Source organism: Acidaminococcus sp. (genome assembly GCF_050873445.1).
GTDB lineage: Bacteria > Bacillota > Negativicutes > Acidaminococcales > Acidaminococcaceae > Acidaminococcus.
The window spans coordinates 76,311-93,770 of record NZ_JBNMIU010000001.1 but is presented as its reverse complement, the minus strand read 5'-3'; the positions used below and the strand labels follow the sequence as shown (position 1 = coordinate 93,770).

General features: G+C 56.9%; 15 protein-coding genes. All 15 read right to left on the bottom strand.

Going from position 1 to position 17,460, the window contains the following annotated elements:
• Positions 1 to 24: 24 nt before the first annotated feature.
• Entirely contained in the window at positions 25 to 1,830 is a 1,806-nt protein-coding gene (gene lepA / locus ACR0QW_RS00435) for a translation elongation factor 4 (RefSeq protein ID WP_432641756.1), read from the bottom strand.
• A gap of 162 nt (positions 1,831 to 1,992) precedes the next feature.
• Positions 1,993 to 2,256: a 30S ribosomal protein S20 gene (gene rpsT, locus ACR0QW_RS00430; protein ID WP_071142393.1), complete on the bottom strand. Its 264-nt coding sequence runs from the start codon at positions 2,254 to 2,256 to the stop codon at positions 1,993 to 1,995.
• A 75-nt stretch (positions 2,257 to 2,331) separates the two neighbouring features.
• Positions 2,332 to 3,303 carry a bifunctional riboflavin kinase/FAD synthetase gene (locus tag ACR0QW_RS00425; protein WP_432641755.1) on the bottom strand — a complete coding sequence of 324 codons (972 nt, stop codon included), beginning with the start codon at positions 3,301 to 3,303 and terminating at the stop codon, positions 2,332 to 2,334.
• A complete protein-coding gene (truB, locus tag ACR0QW_RS00420; protein ID WP_432641754.1) occupies positions 3,269 to 4,186 on the bottom strand; it encodes a tRNA pseudouridine(55) synthase TruB in 918 nt (305 codons plus the stop codon). Before truB ends, ACR0QW_RS00425 begins: the two co-directional genes overlap by 35 nt.
• Entirely contained in the window at positions 4,186 to 5,142 is a 957-nt protein-coding gene (locus ACR0QW_RS00415; protein ID WP_432641753.1) for a DHH family phosphoesterase, read from the bottom strand. Before ACR0QW_RS00415 ends, truB begins: the two co-directional genes overlap by 1 nt.
• On the bottom strand, positions 5,135 to 5,491 hold the full coding sequence (gene rbfA / locus ACR0QW_RS00410; RefSeq protein ID WP_432641752.1) for a 30S ribosome-binding factor RbfA: 357 nt from the start codon (positions 5,489 to 5,491) through the stop codon (positions 5,135 to 5,137). Before rbfA ends, ACR0QW_RS00415 begins: the two co-directional genes overlap by 8 nt.
• A gap of 9 nt (positions 5,492 to 5,500) precedes the next feature.
• Positions 5,501 to 8,056 (bottom strand): translation initiation factor IF-2, encoded by a 2,556-nt coding sequence (gene infB / locus ACR0QW_RS00405; RefSeq protein WP_432641751.1) that lies wholly within the window; start codon positions 8,054 to 8,056, stop codon positions 5,501 to 5,503.
• Between the two features lie 21 nt (positions 8,057 to 8,077).
• Positions 8,078 to 8,377: a L7Ae/L30e/S12e/Gadd45 family ribosomal protein gene (locus tag ACR0QW_RS00400; RefSeq protein WP_432641750.1), complete on the bottom strand. Its 300-nt coding sequence runs from the start codon at positions 8,375 to 8,377 to the stop codon at positions 8,078 to 8,080.
• Complete coding sequence (gene rnpM, locus ACR0QW_RS00395) at positions 8,364 to 8,636, bottom strand: RNase P modulator RnpM (protein WP_432641749.1); 273 nt, start codon at positions 8,634 to 8,636, stop codon at positions 8,364 to 8,366. Before rnpM ends, ACR0QW_RS00400 begins: the two co-directional genes overlap by 14 nt.
• Positions 8,633 to 9,715 (bottom strand): transcription termination factor NusA, encoded by a 1,083-nt coding sequence (gene nusA / locus ACR0QW_RS00390; RefSeq protein WP_432641748.1) that lies wholly within the window; start codon positions 9,713 to 9,715, stop codon positions 8,633 to 8,635. Before nusA ends, rnpM begins: the two co-directional genes overlap by 4 nt.
• 24 nt (positions 9,716 to 9,739) lie before the next feature.
• Positions 9,740 to 10,201: a ribosome maturation factor RimP gene (gene rimP, locus ACR0QW_RS00385; protein WP_432641747.1), complete on the bottom strand. Its 462-nt coding sequence runs from the start codon at positions 10,199 to 10,201 to the stop codon at positions 9,740 to 9,742.
• A gap of 163 nt (positions 10,202 to 10,364) precedes the next feature.
• Complete coding sequence (locus tag ACR0QW_RS00380; protein WP_432641746.1) at positions 10,365 to 13,952, bottom strand: PolC-type DNA polymerase III; 3,588 nt, start codon at positions 13,950 to 13,952, stop codon at positions 10,365 to 10,367.
• 12 nt (positions 13,953 to 13,964) lie between these two features.
• Entirely contained in the window at positions 13,965 to 14,639 is a 675-nt protein-coding gene (locus tag ACR0QW_RS00375; RefSeq protein WP_432641745.1) for an MgtC/SapB family protein, read from the bottom strand.
• A 29-nt stretch (positions 14,640 to 14,668) separates the two neighbouring features.
• The gene (locus ACR0QW_RS00370) at positions 14,669 to 16,384 is read right to left on the bottom strand and encodes a proline--tRNA ligase (RefSeq protein ID WP_432641744.1); all 1,716 of its coding nucleotides are present in this window, start codon (positions 16,382 to 16,384) and stop codon (positions 14,669 to 14,671) included.
• 2 nt (positions 16,385 to 16,386) lie between these two features.
• The gene (gene ispG / locus ACR0QW_RS00365) at positions 16,387 to 17,454 is read right to left on the bottom strand and encodes a flavodoxin-dependent (E)-4-hydroxy-3-methylbut-2-enyl-diphosphate synthase (protein WP_432641743.1); all 1,068 of its coding nucleotides are present in this window, start codon (positions 17,452 to 17,454) and stop codon (positions 16,387 to 16,389) included.
• Positions 17,455 to 17,460 lie beyond the last annotated feature (6 nt).

The following is a 17,460-nucleotide window of genomic DNA, read 5'->3' as shown; positions in this document are numbered from 1 at the left end:
GACCCTGTCCAGATACAGGATCCCTTATTTGTCGTCCATCTTCAAAATGGCCATGAATGCTTCCTGAGGCAGTTCTACACTGCCCACCTGTTTCATCCTCTTTTTCCCGGCTTTTTGCTTTTCCAGCAATTTCCGTTTCCGGGTAATATCACCGCCGTAGCACTTGGCCAATACGTCCTTCCGCAGGGCGCTGACGTTTTCCCGGGCGATGATCTTGCTGCCGATGGCGGCCTGGATGGGGATCTCGAACAACTGGCGGGGAATCAGTTTCCGCAGTTTCTCCACCAGGGCACGGCCCCAGTACTGGGCCCGATCCCGGTGTACGATGGCACTCAGGGCATCCACCGGATCCCCGTTCAGCAGTACGTCCACCTTTACCATATCGGAAGTCCGGTAGCCGCTCAGTTCATAGTCCAGGGAAGCATAGCCCCGGGACACGCTTTTCAGCCGGTCGAAATAATCGAAGATGATTTCCGACAGGGGCAGAGCATAATGGATCATGACTCTGGTCTCGTCCAGGTACGTCATGTTCTGGTATTCGCCCCGTTTGTCCTGGGACAGTTCCATCACCGGTCCCACGAAATCTTTGGGCACGATAATGGTGGCATTCACGAAAGGTTCCTCCACATGCTCGATCACCGTGGGATTGGGGAACTGGGAGGGGTTGTCCACCATCTCGATGTCCCCGTTGGTCTTCACCACTTCGTAGATAACGTTGGGAGCTGTGGTGATCAGGCTCAGGTTGTATTCCCGTTCCAGCCGTTCTTTCACCACGTCCATGTGCAGAAGGCCCAGAAAGCCGCAGCGGAAGCCGAAGCCCAGGGCCGTAGAAGTTTCCGGTTCAAAAGACAGGGACGCATCGTTCAGCTGGAGTTTTTCCAGGGCATCCCGCAGGTTGTCGTAATCGGAGTTTTCCACCGGATACAGGCCGCAGTACACCATGGGAGTGGCCTTTCGGTAGCCGGGCAGCGGTTCTTTGGCGGGCCGGTTATGATCCGTCACCGTATCGCCCACCCGGGCATCCTTGACGGTCTTGATGGAAGCCGCCAAAAAGCCCACCTGGCCTTCACCCAGCTCGTCCACGTTCACCATGGCCGGCTTGAATACGCCCACTTCCGTCACATCGTACACCTTGCCGGTGGCCATGAGCCGGATGGCCATGCCCTTGCGCAGGCAGCCGTTCACCACCCGCACGTACAGCAGCACACCCTTGTAGGAGTCGAATTTGGAGTCGAAGATCAGGGCCTGCAGCGGCTGGGCCGGGTCGCCCTTAGGGGGCGGCACCCGCTTCACCACGGCCTCCAGTACCTGATCCACGCCCAGGCCGGTCTTGGCACTGCACAATACGCAGTCTTCCTTGGGAATGCCAAGGATGTCCTCGATTTCTTTTTCCACCCGGGGCACATCGGCGCTGGGCAGATCGATCTTGTTGATCACCGGGATGATCTCCAGGTCGTGGTCCATGGCCAGGTAAACATTGGCCAGAGTCTGGGCCTCGATGCCCTGGGTTGCGTCAATAACCAGCAGGGCCCCTTCACAGGCCGCCAGGGCTCTGGATACTTCGTAGGTAAAGTCCACATGCCCCGGGGTGTCGATCAGGTTCAGGACATAGTCATTGCCGTCTTTCGCCTTATAGTCCAGCTGTACGGCCTGATCCTTGATGGTGATGCCCCGTTCCCGTTCCAGGCTCATAGAATCCAGGATCTGGTCTTCCATTTCCCGCTTGGACAAGGTTCCGGTCATCTCGATGAGCCGGTCGGCCAGGGTGGATTTGCCATGGTCGATATGGGCGATGATGGAAAAATTTCGGATATGGTCACGTTTTGCCATAAGCTTTCTCACTCTCCGTTTATTTCAAAACACATTGCTGATTTCGTTCAATATTTTATTATACCATGCAAAAGGGCCTGTTGTCGAAGTCCCGGGCTTTTCGGGCAACAAAAAAGGCCGGCAACGAATGTTGTCAGCCTTCCTCATGTCCAGCCACAAGTCTTACTTTACAGCGTTGACTTTCTTGGCTAAACGGGATTTCTTGCGAGCTGCGGCTTTTTTGTTAACCGTACCTTTACGAGCAGCTTTATCTAATAAGCTCGCCGCTACTTTCAAAGTGGCCTGGGCCTCTTCTTTGGATCCTGCAGCAGCAAAAGCTTCAACCTTACGTGCGGTGCTGCGGATTTCAGCTTTCACCGGGCCATTGGCAGCGCGCCGTTCGGCATCAGTCTTAACGCTACGAACGGAAGACTTAATATTCGGCATGTTCTCACCTCCACCAATTAGCTTTACCGAAATATAATAGCATGAATGGCTTTATTGTGCAAGCCATTTTCGGATTTATTTCTGTTCCTTTTTTGCCTTTTCCTGGGCAATCCGGGCTTTTTCACTGGCCAGGAGGCTTTTTACCATCTTTTCATCCTCCTGCAGCTGCCTTATGAGTTTCTCCAGGGAACTGAATTTCTTTTCTCCCCGTATGCGCAGCCATAACTCCACCCGGATTTCCTGCCCATACAGATTCCCGTCAAAATTGAAGAGATGGACTTCCAGACGGGTTTCCTGATTGGCAAAGGTGGGATTGTCCCCCACGTTGACCATGGCATCATACCGCTGCTTTCCCACTTTGACGGACCCGGCGTATACCCCGAAAGCCGGGATGGCCATATGGGTGCCCAGAAGCTTCAGATTGGCTGTGGGGAACCCCAGGCTGCGGCCCCGGTGATCACCGGATACCACCTTGCCCCGGATCTCATAGGGCCGTCCCAGCATTTCCCGGGCCAGTGCCACCCGGCCCTCTTTGATGGCCCTGCGGATATTGGTACTGCTGACCACCATGCTGTCCACTTTCAGAAGCGGCCGGGACAGGACGGTGAGCCCATACCTGGTATGCTCTGCCTTCAGCAGGTGCACATTGCCCCTGCCACCGGCACCGAAACTGAAGTTGTCACCGATGCCCACAGCCCTGACCCCCGCTTTCACCAGGAGGGACAGGAATTCGTCGGCACTGCGGGCAGCCAGCTCCTTCGTAAAGGGGATGTTCACCAAGATGTCCACCCCCAGCTCCACCATCAGATGGACCTTGGCCTCATTGTCCAGCAGCCGGGCCGGTTCCAGTTCCGGTTTCAGGCTGGCCAGGGGATGGGTGCTGAAGGTGAACACCATCAGCTGCAGATGGTGCTGACGGGCGTATTCCTTTGTGGTCAGGATCACTTCCTGATGGCCCCGGTGGACTCCGTCGAAAGTACCCAGGGCTGCAGCAGAAGGCAGCAGTTGTGCGTTATTCAGTTCTTCCAGTGATGTGATCAGTTTCATGGTTCTTTCTGTCCTCTACTTCCGGGATATGGATGATCTTGTGGCCCCGCAGCCGACCATCCACAGCCCTGGCCAGCCCCACCAGGAGTCCTTCCCTGGTGCGAACCTGGTACAGCAGGCCATCGGTGATATGGGGAACCGTAGTGGCTACGCCCTGGGCAATGCGCCGTCCCTGGAGGGCGTTCACCCGCACCTCCGGGAACTGGGCCAGCACACTGTCCACTCCCTGGCAGCACCCTTCCGGATCCGCCTGGATTTCTTCCAGAGTATGGGCTTCTTCCAGAGTAAAGACTCCGGCCTGGCGCCGGAGCAGGAAGCTCATGGTCCCCTTCATGCCCAGGCGCCCGGCAATGTCCTCACACAGGGTCCGGATAAATGTCCCCTTGGAACAGGTCACGTCGAACACCAGGGTATCCCCGGTGTAGTCCACCGGATCCAGCAGAGCAATATGGATGGGACGGGGTTTCCGTTCCACTTCAATGCCCTGCCGGGCCAGCTTGTACAATTTCTTGCCGCCCACGCTGATGGCGGAATACATGGGCGGGATCTGGGTGCCGTCCCCCCGGAACTGCTCCAGGGCAGTCTCGATTTCCTCCGCTGTCAGCTTCCGGATGGGACTTTCTGCCACCACTTTTCCTTCCGTATCTCCCGTATCCGTCTGGAAGCCGAAGGTCAGCTCCGCCCGGTAGGTTTTCTCCTCATGGGAAGCATATTCCAGGAACCGGGTGGCCATACCGGTAAATACCGGCAGCACTCCGGCCGCCAGAGGATCCAGCGTTCCGGCATGGCCGATTTTCTTCATATTGAGGATTTTCCGCAGGGCCCCCACCACGTCATGACTGGTCATGCCCGGTGGTTTCAGTACGTTGAAAATCCCGTCCATTACAGTGCCTCCATGGCCTTTTCAATGACCTGGACCAGGGCTTTCCTGGCTTCTGCAAGCGGCAGGCCGATGGTGCAGCCTGCTGCCTTGGGATGGCCCCCGCCGCCAAAAGCCACGGCTACCTTGCTTACATCCACCTTTTTGGAACGCATGCTTACCCGGGTGGCTTTGGGTTCCACCTGCTTGAACAGCACGGCCACATCCACCCCGGCAATGTACCGGGGATGATAGATGAAGCTTTCCGTGGACACATTTTTGTCGTACAGGCTCAGGGGAATCTCCAGGGTAGCGATCTTGCCGTCCGCATAAAACGTCAGGCTGGGCAGCACCTTGGCCAGGAGTTCCACAGAATTCCGAGCCTTGATCTCCAGAAGATCGGAGATTTCGTTGGGTTCCACACCCAGAGCCACCAGATCCGCTGCCACCCGCATACAGCTGGGGGTGGTGTTGGCATACTTGAAGTAACCGCAGTCGGTGACGATGGCCGTGTACAGATCCGTAGCCAGTTCTTTGTCCAGGGGTACACGGTTGGCAGTCAGCAGCCGGTACATGATTTCCCCGGTGGCTGCCGCCTGGGGATCCAGCAGCAGATAGTCTGCATAATGGGTATTGGAGATGTGGTGATCGATGTTCAGGATCGGTGCGGAAAGGCACTTTTCCGCCTCCCCCATCCGGTCCCTGGAACTGGCGTCCACCACCACCACCAAATCGCAGGCAATGGACTGCCCGGCCTTGGGCTGTTCGTAGGTATCCATTTCCGGCAGGAACTGGTATACCGCAGGCAGGGTATCATCCACCAGAAGGCGTACCTGTTTGCCGGCCTGTTTCAACGCCCGGGCCAGGCCCAGGGTGGAGCCCAGGGTATCCCCGTCGGGTCCCACATGGCTCACCAGTACCAGGCTTCCGGCACCCATGAGCAGCTGCCAGGTTTCCTTCAAGTCCACTTCCTTACTCATGGTGCTCTTCTTTCTTCAGCTCATGGAGCAGGGATTCGATGTGAGCACTGTATTCCATGGAGGTATCCTTGTGAAAGCTCAGCTGGGGCGCCACCCGCAGATCGATGCGTCTGGCGATTTCGGTCCGGAAGAAGCCCAGCCCATGCTGGAGCCCCTTCCAGGCCTGTGCCTGCTGTTCTTCACTGCCATACAGGCTCACATAGACCTTGGCATAGCTCAGGTCGTTGCTCACCTCCACCCCCGTGATGGTCACAAACTTCACACGGGGATCCTTCACGTCGCGGATCAGCATGTTGCTCAGTTCCTGCTTGATCAGCGCCTGCAATTTTTCAGCACGAAGTTTCGACATAGTCTCTCCTTATTCGGCAGCCACTTCTTCCATCACATAGGCTTCCAGCTGATCGCCTTCCTTGACGTCCCGATAATCTTTCAGAGTCAGGCCGCATTCATAGCTGGCAGCCACTTCCTTCACATCATCCTTGAACCGGCGCAGGGAATCCAGTTCTCCTTCGTGGACCACGATGCCGTTGCGGATCAGCCGTACCTTGCAGGCCCGGGTGATCTTGCCGTCCTTCACATAGGCCCCGGCGATCAGAATCTTGTTGATGGGGATCACCTTCCGGATTTCCACATGGCCGATGACCTTTTCCTTGAATTTCGGTGCCAGCATACCCTTGATGGCAGCCTGCACGTCGTTCAGGGCATCATAGATGACCCGGTAGGTCCGGATATCCACTTTTTCCGCTTCGGCGGTCTTCCGGGCATTGGCGTCAGGCCGTACGTTGAAGCCGATGATCAAGGCATTGGCCGCAGAAGCCAGCATGACGTCGGATTCGTTGATGGCACCTACGCCGGAGTGCACGATGACCACTTTCACTTCGTCGTTCTTGATCTTGCCCAGGGCCTGTTCCAGAGCCTGGATGGTGCCCTGTACGTCGGCCTTCACCACAATGTTCAGGTCTTTCAGTTCACCTTCCTGGATCCGGTTGAAAATATCGTCCAGGGAAACCTTGGCTTTCTTCTGTTCTTCTTCCTTTGCCTTGGCCATCCGCTTTTCAGCGATGCTCCGGGCGATATGTTCATCGCAGGCATCCATGATGTCCCCGGCTTCCGGCACATCGTTCAGGCCCAGCACTTCCACAGGCGTAGAGGGCAGAGCCTTCTTCACCTTTTCGCCCCGGTCGTTCACCATGGCACGGACCTTGCCGTAACAGGTGCCCACCAGGATGGAGTCCCCGATATGCAGGGTGCCCCGGTCGATCAGCACGGAAGCCACAGGGCCTCTGCCCTTGTCCAGCTTGGCTTCCACAACGGTGCCGTGAGCCGGCAGATCCGGGTTGGCTTTTAGTTCCAGCATATCAGCCACCAGCAGGATCATTTCCAGCAGGTCATTGATGCCGGTCTTCTGACGGGCGGAAACGGGCACCATGATGGTGTCGCCGCCCCAGGCTTCGGGAATCAGGCCGTGTTCAGACAGCTGCTGCATGACGAAGTCCGGGTTGGCCCCTTCTTTATCGATTTTGTTGATGGCCACGATGATGGGCACCTTGGCGGATTTGGCATGGTTGATGGCTTCGATGGTCTGGGGCATGACGCCGTCATCAGCAGCCACGACCAGTACGGCAATATCCGTCACCTGGGCACCGCGGGCACGCATGGCCGTAAAGGCTTCATGGCCCGGAGTATCCAGGAACACGATGGGACGGCCCTGGCAGATGACCCGGTAAGCACCGATGTGCTGGGTGATGCCGCCGGCTTCCCGTGCAGTCACGTGGGTCTTCCGGATGGCATCCAGCAGAGAAGTCTTGCCGTGGTCCACGTGGCCCATAACAGTGACCACAGGCGGACGGGGTACCCGCAGCGCCGGGTCGTCTTCCACTTCCGGCACTTCCGTGGGATCCGCTTCAGGCGGCGGTTCCTTGATTTCGCAGTTGAAGTCCATGCCCACCAGTTCAGCCGTTTCATGGTCGATTTCCTGGTTGATGGTCACCATCTTGCCCAGCATGAACAGTTTCTTGATGACTTCATTCACGTCACGGCACAGCAGCTTGGCAAAATCCTTTACGCTGATGCTTTCGCCCACTTCGATGCTGGCAGGTCTCACTACTTCGGCCTTTTTAGCCGGTGCAGCATTCCGGTTGTTGTTCTTATGTTTGTGATTCTTCATCATATGATCAGCACTGCGGGTCGGACGGTCTTCCCGGGTAGCGTACGAGCCCTTGATCTTCTCCCGTTTTTCCTGATGGTTGTGGTTGTTGTTCCGCTTGCCCATTTCCTTGCCGGCATGGGCACTGTTCATGTTCACCGGAGCGGACGGCTTATTGGGACGTCCATTCTGGGTTTTCCGGCTGTTGTTGCCATTCCGGTTGTTCCCGTTGCGGGCATTGTTCCGGTCGTTATGGCTGAACCGGCTGTTGCCGCTGCCGTTGCCATTCCGGCTGCCGGCATTCTGGGGCCGGTCGCTGCGGCGGCCGTTGTCCCGGTTCTGGCCGTTGTTCTGATGGCTGCCTTTCGGACGGTTCCCGTCCCGGCGGCCGTTATTGTTGAAGCTGCGTTCACCCTGGTGACGGTTGTCTCCACGGTATTCACTGCGGTCGTTGCGGTTATCCCGGCGGTCACGGTTTTGTTCCGTATGGGCCTGGGGCTTTTGCTGGGTCCCATGGCTGGCCTGACCGGCTGCTTTCCCGTCCACCGGTTTCACCGCCTGGGCGGCTCTGGCCTGCACCTTCTGGGCGGCAGCCTTCACCGGACCCTTGTTGTCTTTCAGGCCCTTGATGATCATATCCCGCACATTGGCTTCCACCGTGCTCATATGGTTTTTGACGCTGATTTTATGGTCAGCCAGGAAACCCAGGACCTTCTTGTTGTCCACGTTCATTTCTTTAGCAATCTCATAGATTCTATATTTTGTCATCCGCACACCTCCATTGTTACCCTAAAATCCCATCATCTTTCGAAAATTGTCGTCCAGGACGGCCACTGCAGCCCGGGGTGCTTTCCCGATGGCCACACCCAGCCGTACCCGGTCCAGGCGTTTTCCGTAAGGGACCTGGTTGGCGTCGCACCAGTGCACGATTTTTTCCGTCGTGCGCTGGGAGGCATCTGCGGCAATCAGCACATAGCGGGCACGTCCCTTCTTCTTCAGCGTGTCCCATATGCCCTGATCACCGGATGCCAGCTTGCCCGCCTTCTGGGCCAGGCCCAATGCAAAGCAGAGCTGCTCATCCGTTTTCATGGGAGAGCTCCGTCAGTAAGGCTTCCTTGGTTTCCGGAGATACCTTTACCTGCAGGGCCCGCTCCAGGCTTTTGCTCTGGAAGGCCTTTTCGATGCAGGTGGCGTCGGGGCACACATAGGCGCCCCGGCCCGGTTTCTTGCCGGAACGGTCCAGGCTCACATTCCCTTCGGGGGAACGGACGATCCGGACCATGTCTTTTTTATTCTTTACTTCTCCACAGCCGATACAGGTCCGCTGGGGGATTTTCTTGGCTTTCATGCGTCCTCACCGCTTTCCTCAGGGGCCTGTTCGGTTTCCTGAGCTGCTGCCGCCTGGGATTCGCTCTTGATGTCGATCTTCCAGCCGGTCAGTTTGGCTGCCAGACGGGCGTTCTGCCCTTCCTTGCCGATGGCCAGGGACAACTGGTAATCCGGCACTACCACCCGGCAGATTTTTTCATCCTTGTCCGCCGTGGCAGAAACCACCTTGGAAGGAGACAGAGCGTTGGCCACGTATTCTTCCGGATCGTCGCTGTACTTCACGATATCGATTTTTTCGCCCCGCAGTTCGTCCACGATGGCACGTACCCGCATGCCCTTGGGGCCTACGCAGGCGCCTACCGGATCCACGCTGGGGTTCGTGCTGTGCACGGCGATTTTGCTGCGCATGCCCGGTTCACGGGCCACGCTGTCGATGATCACAGTGCCGTCCTGGATTTCAGAAACTTCCAGTTCGAACAGACGCTTCAGCAGGCCGGGGTGGGTACGGCTCAGGATAATCTGGGGACCCTTGGTGGTCTTCTTCACTTCCACCACGTAGCATTTCAGCCGTTCATGGAACTCATAGGTTTCATGAGGGATCTGTTCGTTGGGCAGCAGCAGGCCTTCCGCAGTGCCCAAGTCGACGAACACATTGTGTCCTTCGATCCGCTGCACTGTACCAGTGACAATATCGTTCTCCCGGTCGGAATACCGTTCATACACCATACCCCGTTCCGCTTCCCGGATGCGCTGTACGATCACCTGCTTGGCGTTCTGGGCAGCAATGCGGCCAAAATTCTTGGGGGTGACTTCTGTTTCCAGGATATCCCCCGCCTGATAGTGGCTGTTCAGCTTCTGGGCATCGGCCAGGCTGATTTCCGTGGTCGGATCCGTGACTTCCTCCACAATGTTCTTCCGGGCATATACATGGATCTCCCCGGTTTCTTTATGCATGGAAACCCGTACATTCTGGGCAGAACCGTAGTTTTTCTTATAGGCGGTGATCAGGGCTTCCTCCACTGCACTGTACAAGATATCCGGAGAAATCCCCTTCTCCTTGGCCAAGAGCGCAATGGCTTTCACGAAATCCGCATTCACTTCTTATTTCCTCCTCTAACTTCGTTAAAAATCGATATGGGGCCGCACCGAAGCGATCAGCTTCCGTGCAATAGTCAGTTCTTTCTTCTTTTCATCTTCCAGTACCAGGTTGTCCCGGTCATGGGACTTCAGCACCGCCGTCAGCTGCTTCTTCCCTTCATAGGGAGCGAAGAAAGCCATGTCCACTTTGGTCCCGTAGTGGGAAACCAGGTCCTTGTCCCTTTTCAGGGGACGGTCGATGCCGGGCGAAGAAACTTCCAGATAATATTTTTCTCTGATGAAATCCTCTTCATCCAGTTTTTTGGCCAGGGCATTGCTGACCGCCGAGCAGTCATCAATGTCGATGCCGCCTTCCTTGTCGATGAAGACCCGCAGGAACCAGTCCCGTTCCCGCACGTACTCCACATCTACCAGTTCCAGCCCCGCAGCCTCCACAATGGGAGCTACCAGGGCCGTCACCCGTTCGGTGATTTTCTTTTTATCCATTCGGCACCTCTGCTTCTTTCCTAGTAAACGAAAGAGCGGGTATAAAATACCCACTCTCTAAGGTCTGCCTCAGTTTTCTAAATCATTATAGCACCGGAAGATGGAAATGGCAAGGAAAAAGGTGCCGCCCCGCACGGCAGCACCTTTTTCAAACAGCTCGGGTTTAAAACAGCTCGATCTGATCCGTCTTGGGCATGCCTTCCAGAATGCCCAGTTCGTCCAGGATCTCCACATTGGACGTACTGATCTTGGCCCGATTCCGCAGGTCCTCCTGAGAAATAAAAGGCCCTTTCTTCCGGGTTTCCACGATGCCTTCCGCCGCTACACCGCCGATACCGCCAATGGCACCCAAAGGCGGCAGCAGCCCCTTGTCAGTGACCAGGAACTTATGGGCGTCAGATTTGTACAGGTCCACGTTTTCGAACACGAAGCCCCGTTCCAGCATCTCCACGCACAGTTCCATATAGGTGGCTGCATCCTTGTCGTTCACCGAAGCCTTGGTGCCCTGGGCGTTCACATTCTTGATGAACCGCTTCATATAATCCAGACCCTTGTGGACCAGGGCGTAATCGAAGTGGGGCGCCCGTACGGTGAAGTAGGCCGCATAGAACTCCTTGGGATGATGCACCTTGCAGTAGGCGATCCGGTAGGCCGACAGTACATAGGCCACGGCATGGGCTTTCGGGAACAGGTACTGCAGTGTGGTGCAGGCCTTAATGTAGAACTCGGGGATATTGGCCTTCCTGAAAGCTTCCAGCTGTTCGGGCTTGAACCCTTTCTTGTGGGCCTTCCCTTTCCGGCTCCATTCCATGATGCCAAAAGCCATGCTGGGTTCCATGCCCTTGTTGATCAGCCAGTTCATGATGTCGTCACGGGTGGAAATGGTATCTTCCGTAGGTGTCCCTGCTTTGATCAAATCCTGGGCGTTGTTCAGCCACACGTCCGTACCATGGGAATACCCGGAAATACGCAGCAGGTCGGAAAAATTCTTGGGCTTAACGTCCGAGATCATCTGGCGCACGAACCGGGTGCCGCATTCCGGTACCCCGTACGTTCCCACTTCCGTGCCGATCTGCTCCGGAGTCACGCCCAGGGATTTGGTACTCAAGAACAGTTCCATGGTATCCTTATCCCCGATGGGGATGTGCTTGCAGTAATCCTCGCCAAGCATCCGGTCCAGCATCTTGATCACCGTGGGATCATCGTGGCCCAGGATATCCAGCTTGACGATCCGTTCGTCAATGGAGTGGAAATCATAGTGGGTGGTGATGGTACCACAGGCAGGATCGTCCGCCGGATGGGAGACAGGCGTAATGTAATGCACATCCAGGTTCCGGGGAATGACCACGATGCCGCCGGGATGCTGCCCGGTGGTCCGCTTCACCCCGGCCAGTTTGGGGATCAGGCTCTCGATGAAGGCAGTCCGCTTGGGCTCGCCCCGGGTTTCGTAATACTTCTTGATGTACCCGTAGGCCGTCTTGTCCTTGATGGTGCCCAGGGTACCGGCCCGGAACACGTTGTCCCGGCCGAACAGTTCTTCCGTATATTTGTGAGCCCGGGGCTGGTATTCCCCGGAGAAGTTCAAGTCGATATCAGGGACCTTATCCCCATGGAAGCCCAGGAATACAGCGAACGGGATGTTGTGCCCATCCCGGATCATGGGCGTACCGCATTCGGGACAATCCTTCTCCGGCAGGTCGAACCCGCTTTCCACGCTGCCGTCGGTGAAGAATTCCGTATGGAAACAGTGGGGGCACCTGTAGTGAGGCACCAGCGGATTCACTTCCGTGATGTTCAGCATGGTAGCCACGAAGGAAGACCCTACGGATCCCCGGGAACCTACCATGTAACCGTCATCGTTGGATTTTTTCACCAGCAGGTGGGCGATATAGTACAGCACGGAGAACCCGTTGCCGATGATGGAATTCAGTTCCAGTTTCAGCCGGTCCTCCACGATTTTGGGCAGCTTGGGCCCGTACCAGGCATGGGCCTGGGCGTAGCTCAGGGACTGCACCTTTTCTTTGGCGCCGGGGATGGAGGGCGAATACAGCTGATCCCGGTCGGGTACAGGCTTGAACCGCTCCACCATATCGTTGATCTTGTTGGTGTTCTCCACCACCACTTCATAAGCCCGTTCACCCAGGTAAGCGAATTCCGCCAGCATCTCTTCCGTGGTACGGAAGTACAGGGGCGGCTGTTCCTCGTCCGCATAGCCCATGCCGGCCTGGAGGATCTTCCGGGCCAGGGCGTCTTCCGGGTTCAAAAAGTGCACGTCACAGGTAGCCACGGTCAGTTTCCCCAGTTCATCTCCCAGGGCCAGGATTTTCCTGTTGATGGCCTGCAGATCTTCCACACAGGTGATGTCAGGGAACCGGCTGTCCTGGATCAGGTAATTGTTGTTGCCCGTAGGCTGGATTTCCAGGTAATCGTAGTAGGAAGCGATTTCCTTCAGTTCTTTGTGAGGCACCCCGGCCAGGATGGCCCTGTACACTTCCCCCGCCGCACAGGCCGAACCCACGATGATCCCTTCCCGGTACTGGTCCAGCAGTCCCTTGGTCATCCGGGGCCGCTTGGGCTTGCCGCCGAAATACTGCAGATGGCTCAGGGAAACCAGCCGGTACAGGTTCCGCAGTCCTTCCACGTTTTTCGCCAGCAGGATGATGTGGTAGTTCTTTTTGTCCTCCCGGCTATGGCACAGATAGCCTTCGCAGCCGTAGATCAGCTTGATTTCCCAGCCCTTCTTGTCACGCAGCTTCTTGGCTTCATCGTAGGCAAAAGGGAATGCCTGCACCACCCCGTGGTCCGTCAGAGCCAGGGCCTTATGGCCCCAGGCCACCGCCGTATCCACCAGTTTCTCGATGGGCGTCAGACCGTCCATCTTGCTCATCTTGGTATGGCAGTGAAGTTCCACCCGTTTTGTTGCCGAGTGATCCTCCCGGGTATCCGAAGGCTCTATCATGATGCCCTTCACACCCACCATGACCAGTTCCGAGTTGGCGTATTTGTCCACGGTGACGTTGCCCTGCAGCTTGACTTTCGTCCCTTCCGGGATCTGCTGCTGCAGTTCGGCACAGGCCTTCCGGTTCTGGGCAATATCGTTGCCCTCGTTCCGTTCGCCGAAGCGGATTTTCACGAACAGGCCCTCGGTGTCGTCCGCCACCTTGATGGTGAGCATGATGGCCCCGGTACGCAGTTCCCGTTCATCGAAACCCACCACGGTGCCTTCCACCACTACGCCGTTCTCTTCTTCCACCACTTCGGCCATGGTCCGTGCTTTCTTGGTAATCTTCCGGCCGTAGACCACGCCGTCCTTCTTCCGGCCTTCCGCCGTCTGGCTGGTGATGCTGGCCAGTGCCTTCTGGTATTCCTCACTCTGGAAGAAGTTCTCTTCCGCCTCTGGGGGTTCTTCCGGAAGGGGAGGTTCCTCCTCTTCCGGGGGCTCCGGCGGCAGCGGGATCTCCTCGTCCTCCAGGCAGGGAGCTGCCAGCTGATCCGCATTCTGGTTCACAAACGTCACCTGGGCAACAGAACAGGCAGCGGCCAGCTTTTTCGCGACCGCTGCCAGTTCCTGCTGTTCCAGAGGCGTAGCTGCTGCATCATAATTGATTTTCCAGGTATTGCGTTCCTCATCCACTTCCACCGACCGGATGGGAAAGGCTTCCACACAGTGACGCTGTTCCGGACTCAGCTCCAGGGTCACCATGAAATCCAGGAAGCAATGCCTGTTGGGTACGATTTTATAACAGCTCATTCCAACCTCAAATCATTCATCTTTCAGGACGATGCCCTGCACCGCCTTGGTATTCTTCAAGCCATCAATGATGGCATTGGCATTGTAATACTTGCCGATTTTCACTGCCAGATCCACTTCCAGCACATTCCGCTGGGGATCATTGCGCATGCCCAGGATCCGGGTCTTGATGTTCCGTTCCTGGAGATAATCCATGACTTCCATCATGCTGTCCGGATTCTTGTTCACCGTTACATGAAGGATGCACTTGGTAGGCCGCCCGGCGGGCAGCACCTTTTTCTCCAGGCCCCGGATCAGGATCAGGGTCACCAGGGTAATCACGGTGGCAAAGATGCCCAGAGACAGCATGCCGCAGCCCACGGTCAGGCCGATGGCCGACACGATCCACAGGCTGGCGGCGGTGGTCAGCCCCTTCACAGTGAGCCCTTCGTGGAGAATGGTACCGGCACCCAGGAAACCGATGCCGCTCACCACCTGGGAGGCAATCCGGGAAGGATCCCGTGCCTGGGTGTAGCCATCACTGCCGTAAATGGAAATCACCATCAAAAGAGCGGAACCTGTAGCTACCAGCACATGGGTCCGAAGACCCGCCGGCCGGTCACCGGAGCTCCGTTCCAGGCCGATCAGACCGCCCAGGAACGCTGCCAGCAGGATGCGCAAGGTCAGCTGTGCCAGCAACATATCCATGGTCCCGCCTCCTTTTCGGATTCTGTCAGTTACAATGCTTTATCCAGGATCTCCCGGATGGCCTTGATGTAATCCCCTTCGAAAGGTACATCCTGCATTTCGCCATTGCAGCGCAGTTTCGTTTCCATGGCATTGCGCTTCATGGTCTTGGGCCCTACCACGATCCGCAGCGGGCAGCCGATCAGGTCGGCATCCTTGAATTTCACGCCGGCCCGTTCATCCCGATCATCCAGCAGGGTATCGATACCGGCGGCGTTCAGGGCGTCATGGATTTCGACAGCCTTGTTGTAGCTTGCTTCGTCCTTCACATTCATGGCCAGCACCATCACCTGATAGGGAGCGATATTCTTGGGCATGATGATGCCGTCCTTATCGTGATGCTGTTCGATGGCAGCTGCCAGGGTACGGCCTACTCCGATGCCGTAGCACCCCATGACCAGCGGATGTTCCTTGCCGTCCACATCCAGATAGGTGGCATGCAGGGCTTCACTGTACTTGGTATTCAGTTTGAACACCTGGCCCACTTCGATGCCCCGTGCTTCCTTCAGATGGCCGTTGCAGTGGGGGCATTTGTCCCCGGCCACGGCAGCGCTGATATCGGCCACATAGGTGTATTTGAAATCCCGGGACGGTTCGGCATTCACATAGTGCACATCTTTTTCGTTGGCGCCGCAGCACACATTGTGCATGTTCATGACGGAATGGTCGATGATGATGATGGTTTTTTCCGGATCCAGACCCACAGGGCCCATGAAACCCGGAACAGTGCCGGCTTCCAGGATCAGTTCATCGGGAGCCATCTCCACTTCGTTACAGCCCACCACGTTCACCACTTTGGTATCATTGGCTTCCTTGTCGCCCCGGACAAAGCACAGCACAAGCTTGCCTTCATCGGTGACGAAGGCTACCGCCTTTACGCTCTTTTCCACAGGGGCATTCAGGAATTTGCACACCGCTTCGATGGTATTGCAGCCCGGGGTTTCCTTCTTTTCCAGGGGTTTCGGATCTTCGGCAGGTGCGGGGATGGCGGCACATTCAGCCTTTTCCACGTCAGCGGCGTAGTCGCAGGTATCGCAATATACGATGCCGGCTTCGCCGCTGTCAGCCAGCGCCATGAATTCATGGCTGCCCTTACCGCCGATGGCACCGCTGTCGGCTTCCACCGGCCGGTAATCCAGCCCGCACCGGGTGAAGATCCGGCTGTAAGCGTCGTATTCGTTTTGGTAGGATCGATCCAGGCCTTCGGCATCTTTATCGAAAGAATAACCATCCTTCATGATGAATTCCCGGCTGCGCATCAGGCCGAACCGGGGCCGTTTCTCATCCCGGAACTTGCTCTGGATCTGGTACAGGGTCACAGGCAACTGCCGGTAGGAACGCAGGTCGTCCCGCACCAGGGTGGTCACCAGTTCTTCATGGGTGGGCCCCAGGCAGAAGTCACGGCCATGCCGGTCCTTCAGTTTGAACATCTCAGCACCATACGCAGGCCACCGGCCGCTTTCCTGCCAGATTTCAGAGGGCTGCAGCACCGGCATCATGATTTCCTGGGCGCCGGTGGGAACCATTTCCTCCCGGATGATCTGTTCGATCTTCCGCAGGCTCCGCCAGGCCAGGGGCAGATAGCTGTACAGTCCGCCGGCCACCTTCCGGATATATCCGGCCCGCAGCATCAGTTTATGGCTTTCGATAACAGCTTCTGCCGGTACTTCTCTTAATGTAGGTGCATACAATTGGGAAACGCGCATTCTCAGTTCTTCCTTTCTTTGATGATCGTATCGATTTCATTGAACAACTCTTCTACCAGCCGGTCTTCCGGCACTTTCCGCAAAATCTCGCCCTTGCGGAAGATCAGACCTTCACCACGGCCGCCGGCAATACCCACATCGGCTTCCCGGGCTTCCCCCGGTCCATTCACCACACATCCCATCACCGCCACGGTAATGGGCTGCGAAATGGTGGCCAGTCGGGTTTCCACCTCTTTAGCCATTTTCTCCAGGCTGACGCTGGTCCGTCCGCAGGTGGGACACGAAACCAGGGTGGGTCCATGCTGCCGCAGGCCCAGGGATTTCAGGATTTCGAACCCGGCATCGATTTCAGCCAGCGGATCCCCAGTGAGAGAAACCCGGATGGTATCGCCGATACCCTCGGCCAGCAGGGTACCGATGCCCACAGCGCTCTTGATGAGGCCGCTGTGGATGGTACCGGCTTCCGTCACCCCTACATGGAGGGGATACTCGCACTCCTTTGCCATGAGCCGGTAGGCTTCCAGGGTCAGGGGCACGTCGTGGGCCTTTAAAGAAATGACGATATTATTATAATCCATCTCTTCCAAAATATGAATATGCCGCCAGGCAGCTTCCACCATGGCTTCCGCCGCAGGATGGCCGTACCTGGCCAGCAGGTCTCTGGGCAGGGAACCTGCATTCACCCCGATGCGGATGGGGATCTGCCGGGCTTTGGCAGCGGTGACCACTTTTTCCACCCGGTCCCGTCCCCCGATATTCCCCGGGTTCAGCCGCAGGGCGTCCACCCCGCTTTCCAGGGCCTGGAGCGCCAGACGGTAATCGAAATGGATGTCGGCAATCAGGGGGATGGCGATCTGTTTCCTGATTTCAGCCAGGGCCTGGGCTGCTTCCATAGTGGGCACAGCACAGCGGACGATCTCACAGCCCCGGTCCGTCAGCCGGTGGATCTGCTCCACCGTGGCGGCCACATCTTCCGTCCGGGTATTGGTCATGGACTGGACCGCCACCGGATGGTTTCCGCCGATGGTCACACTGCCGATGGTGACCGGACGGGATTTCCTTCTTTCCATATTCTC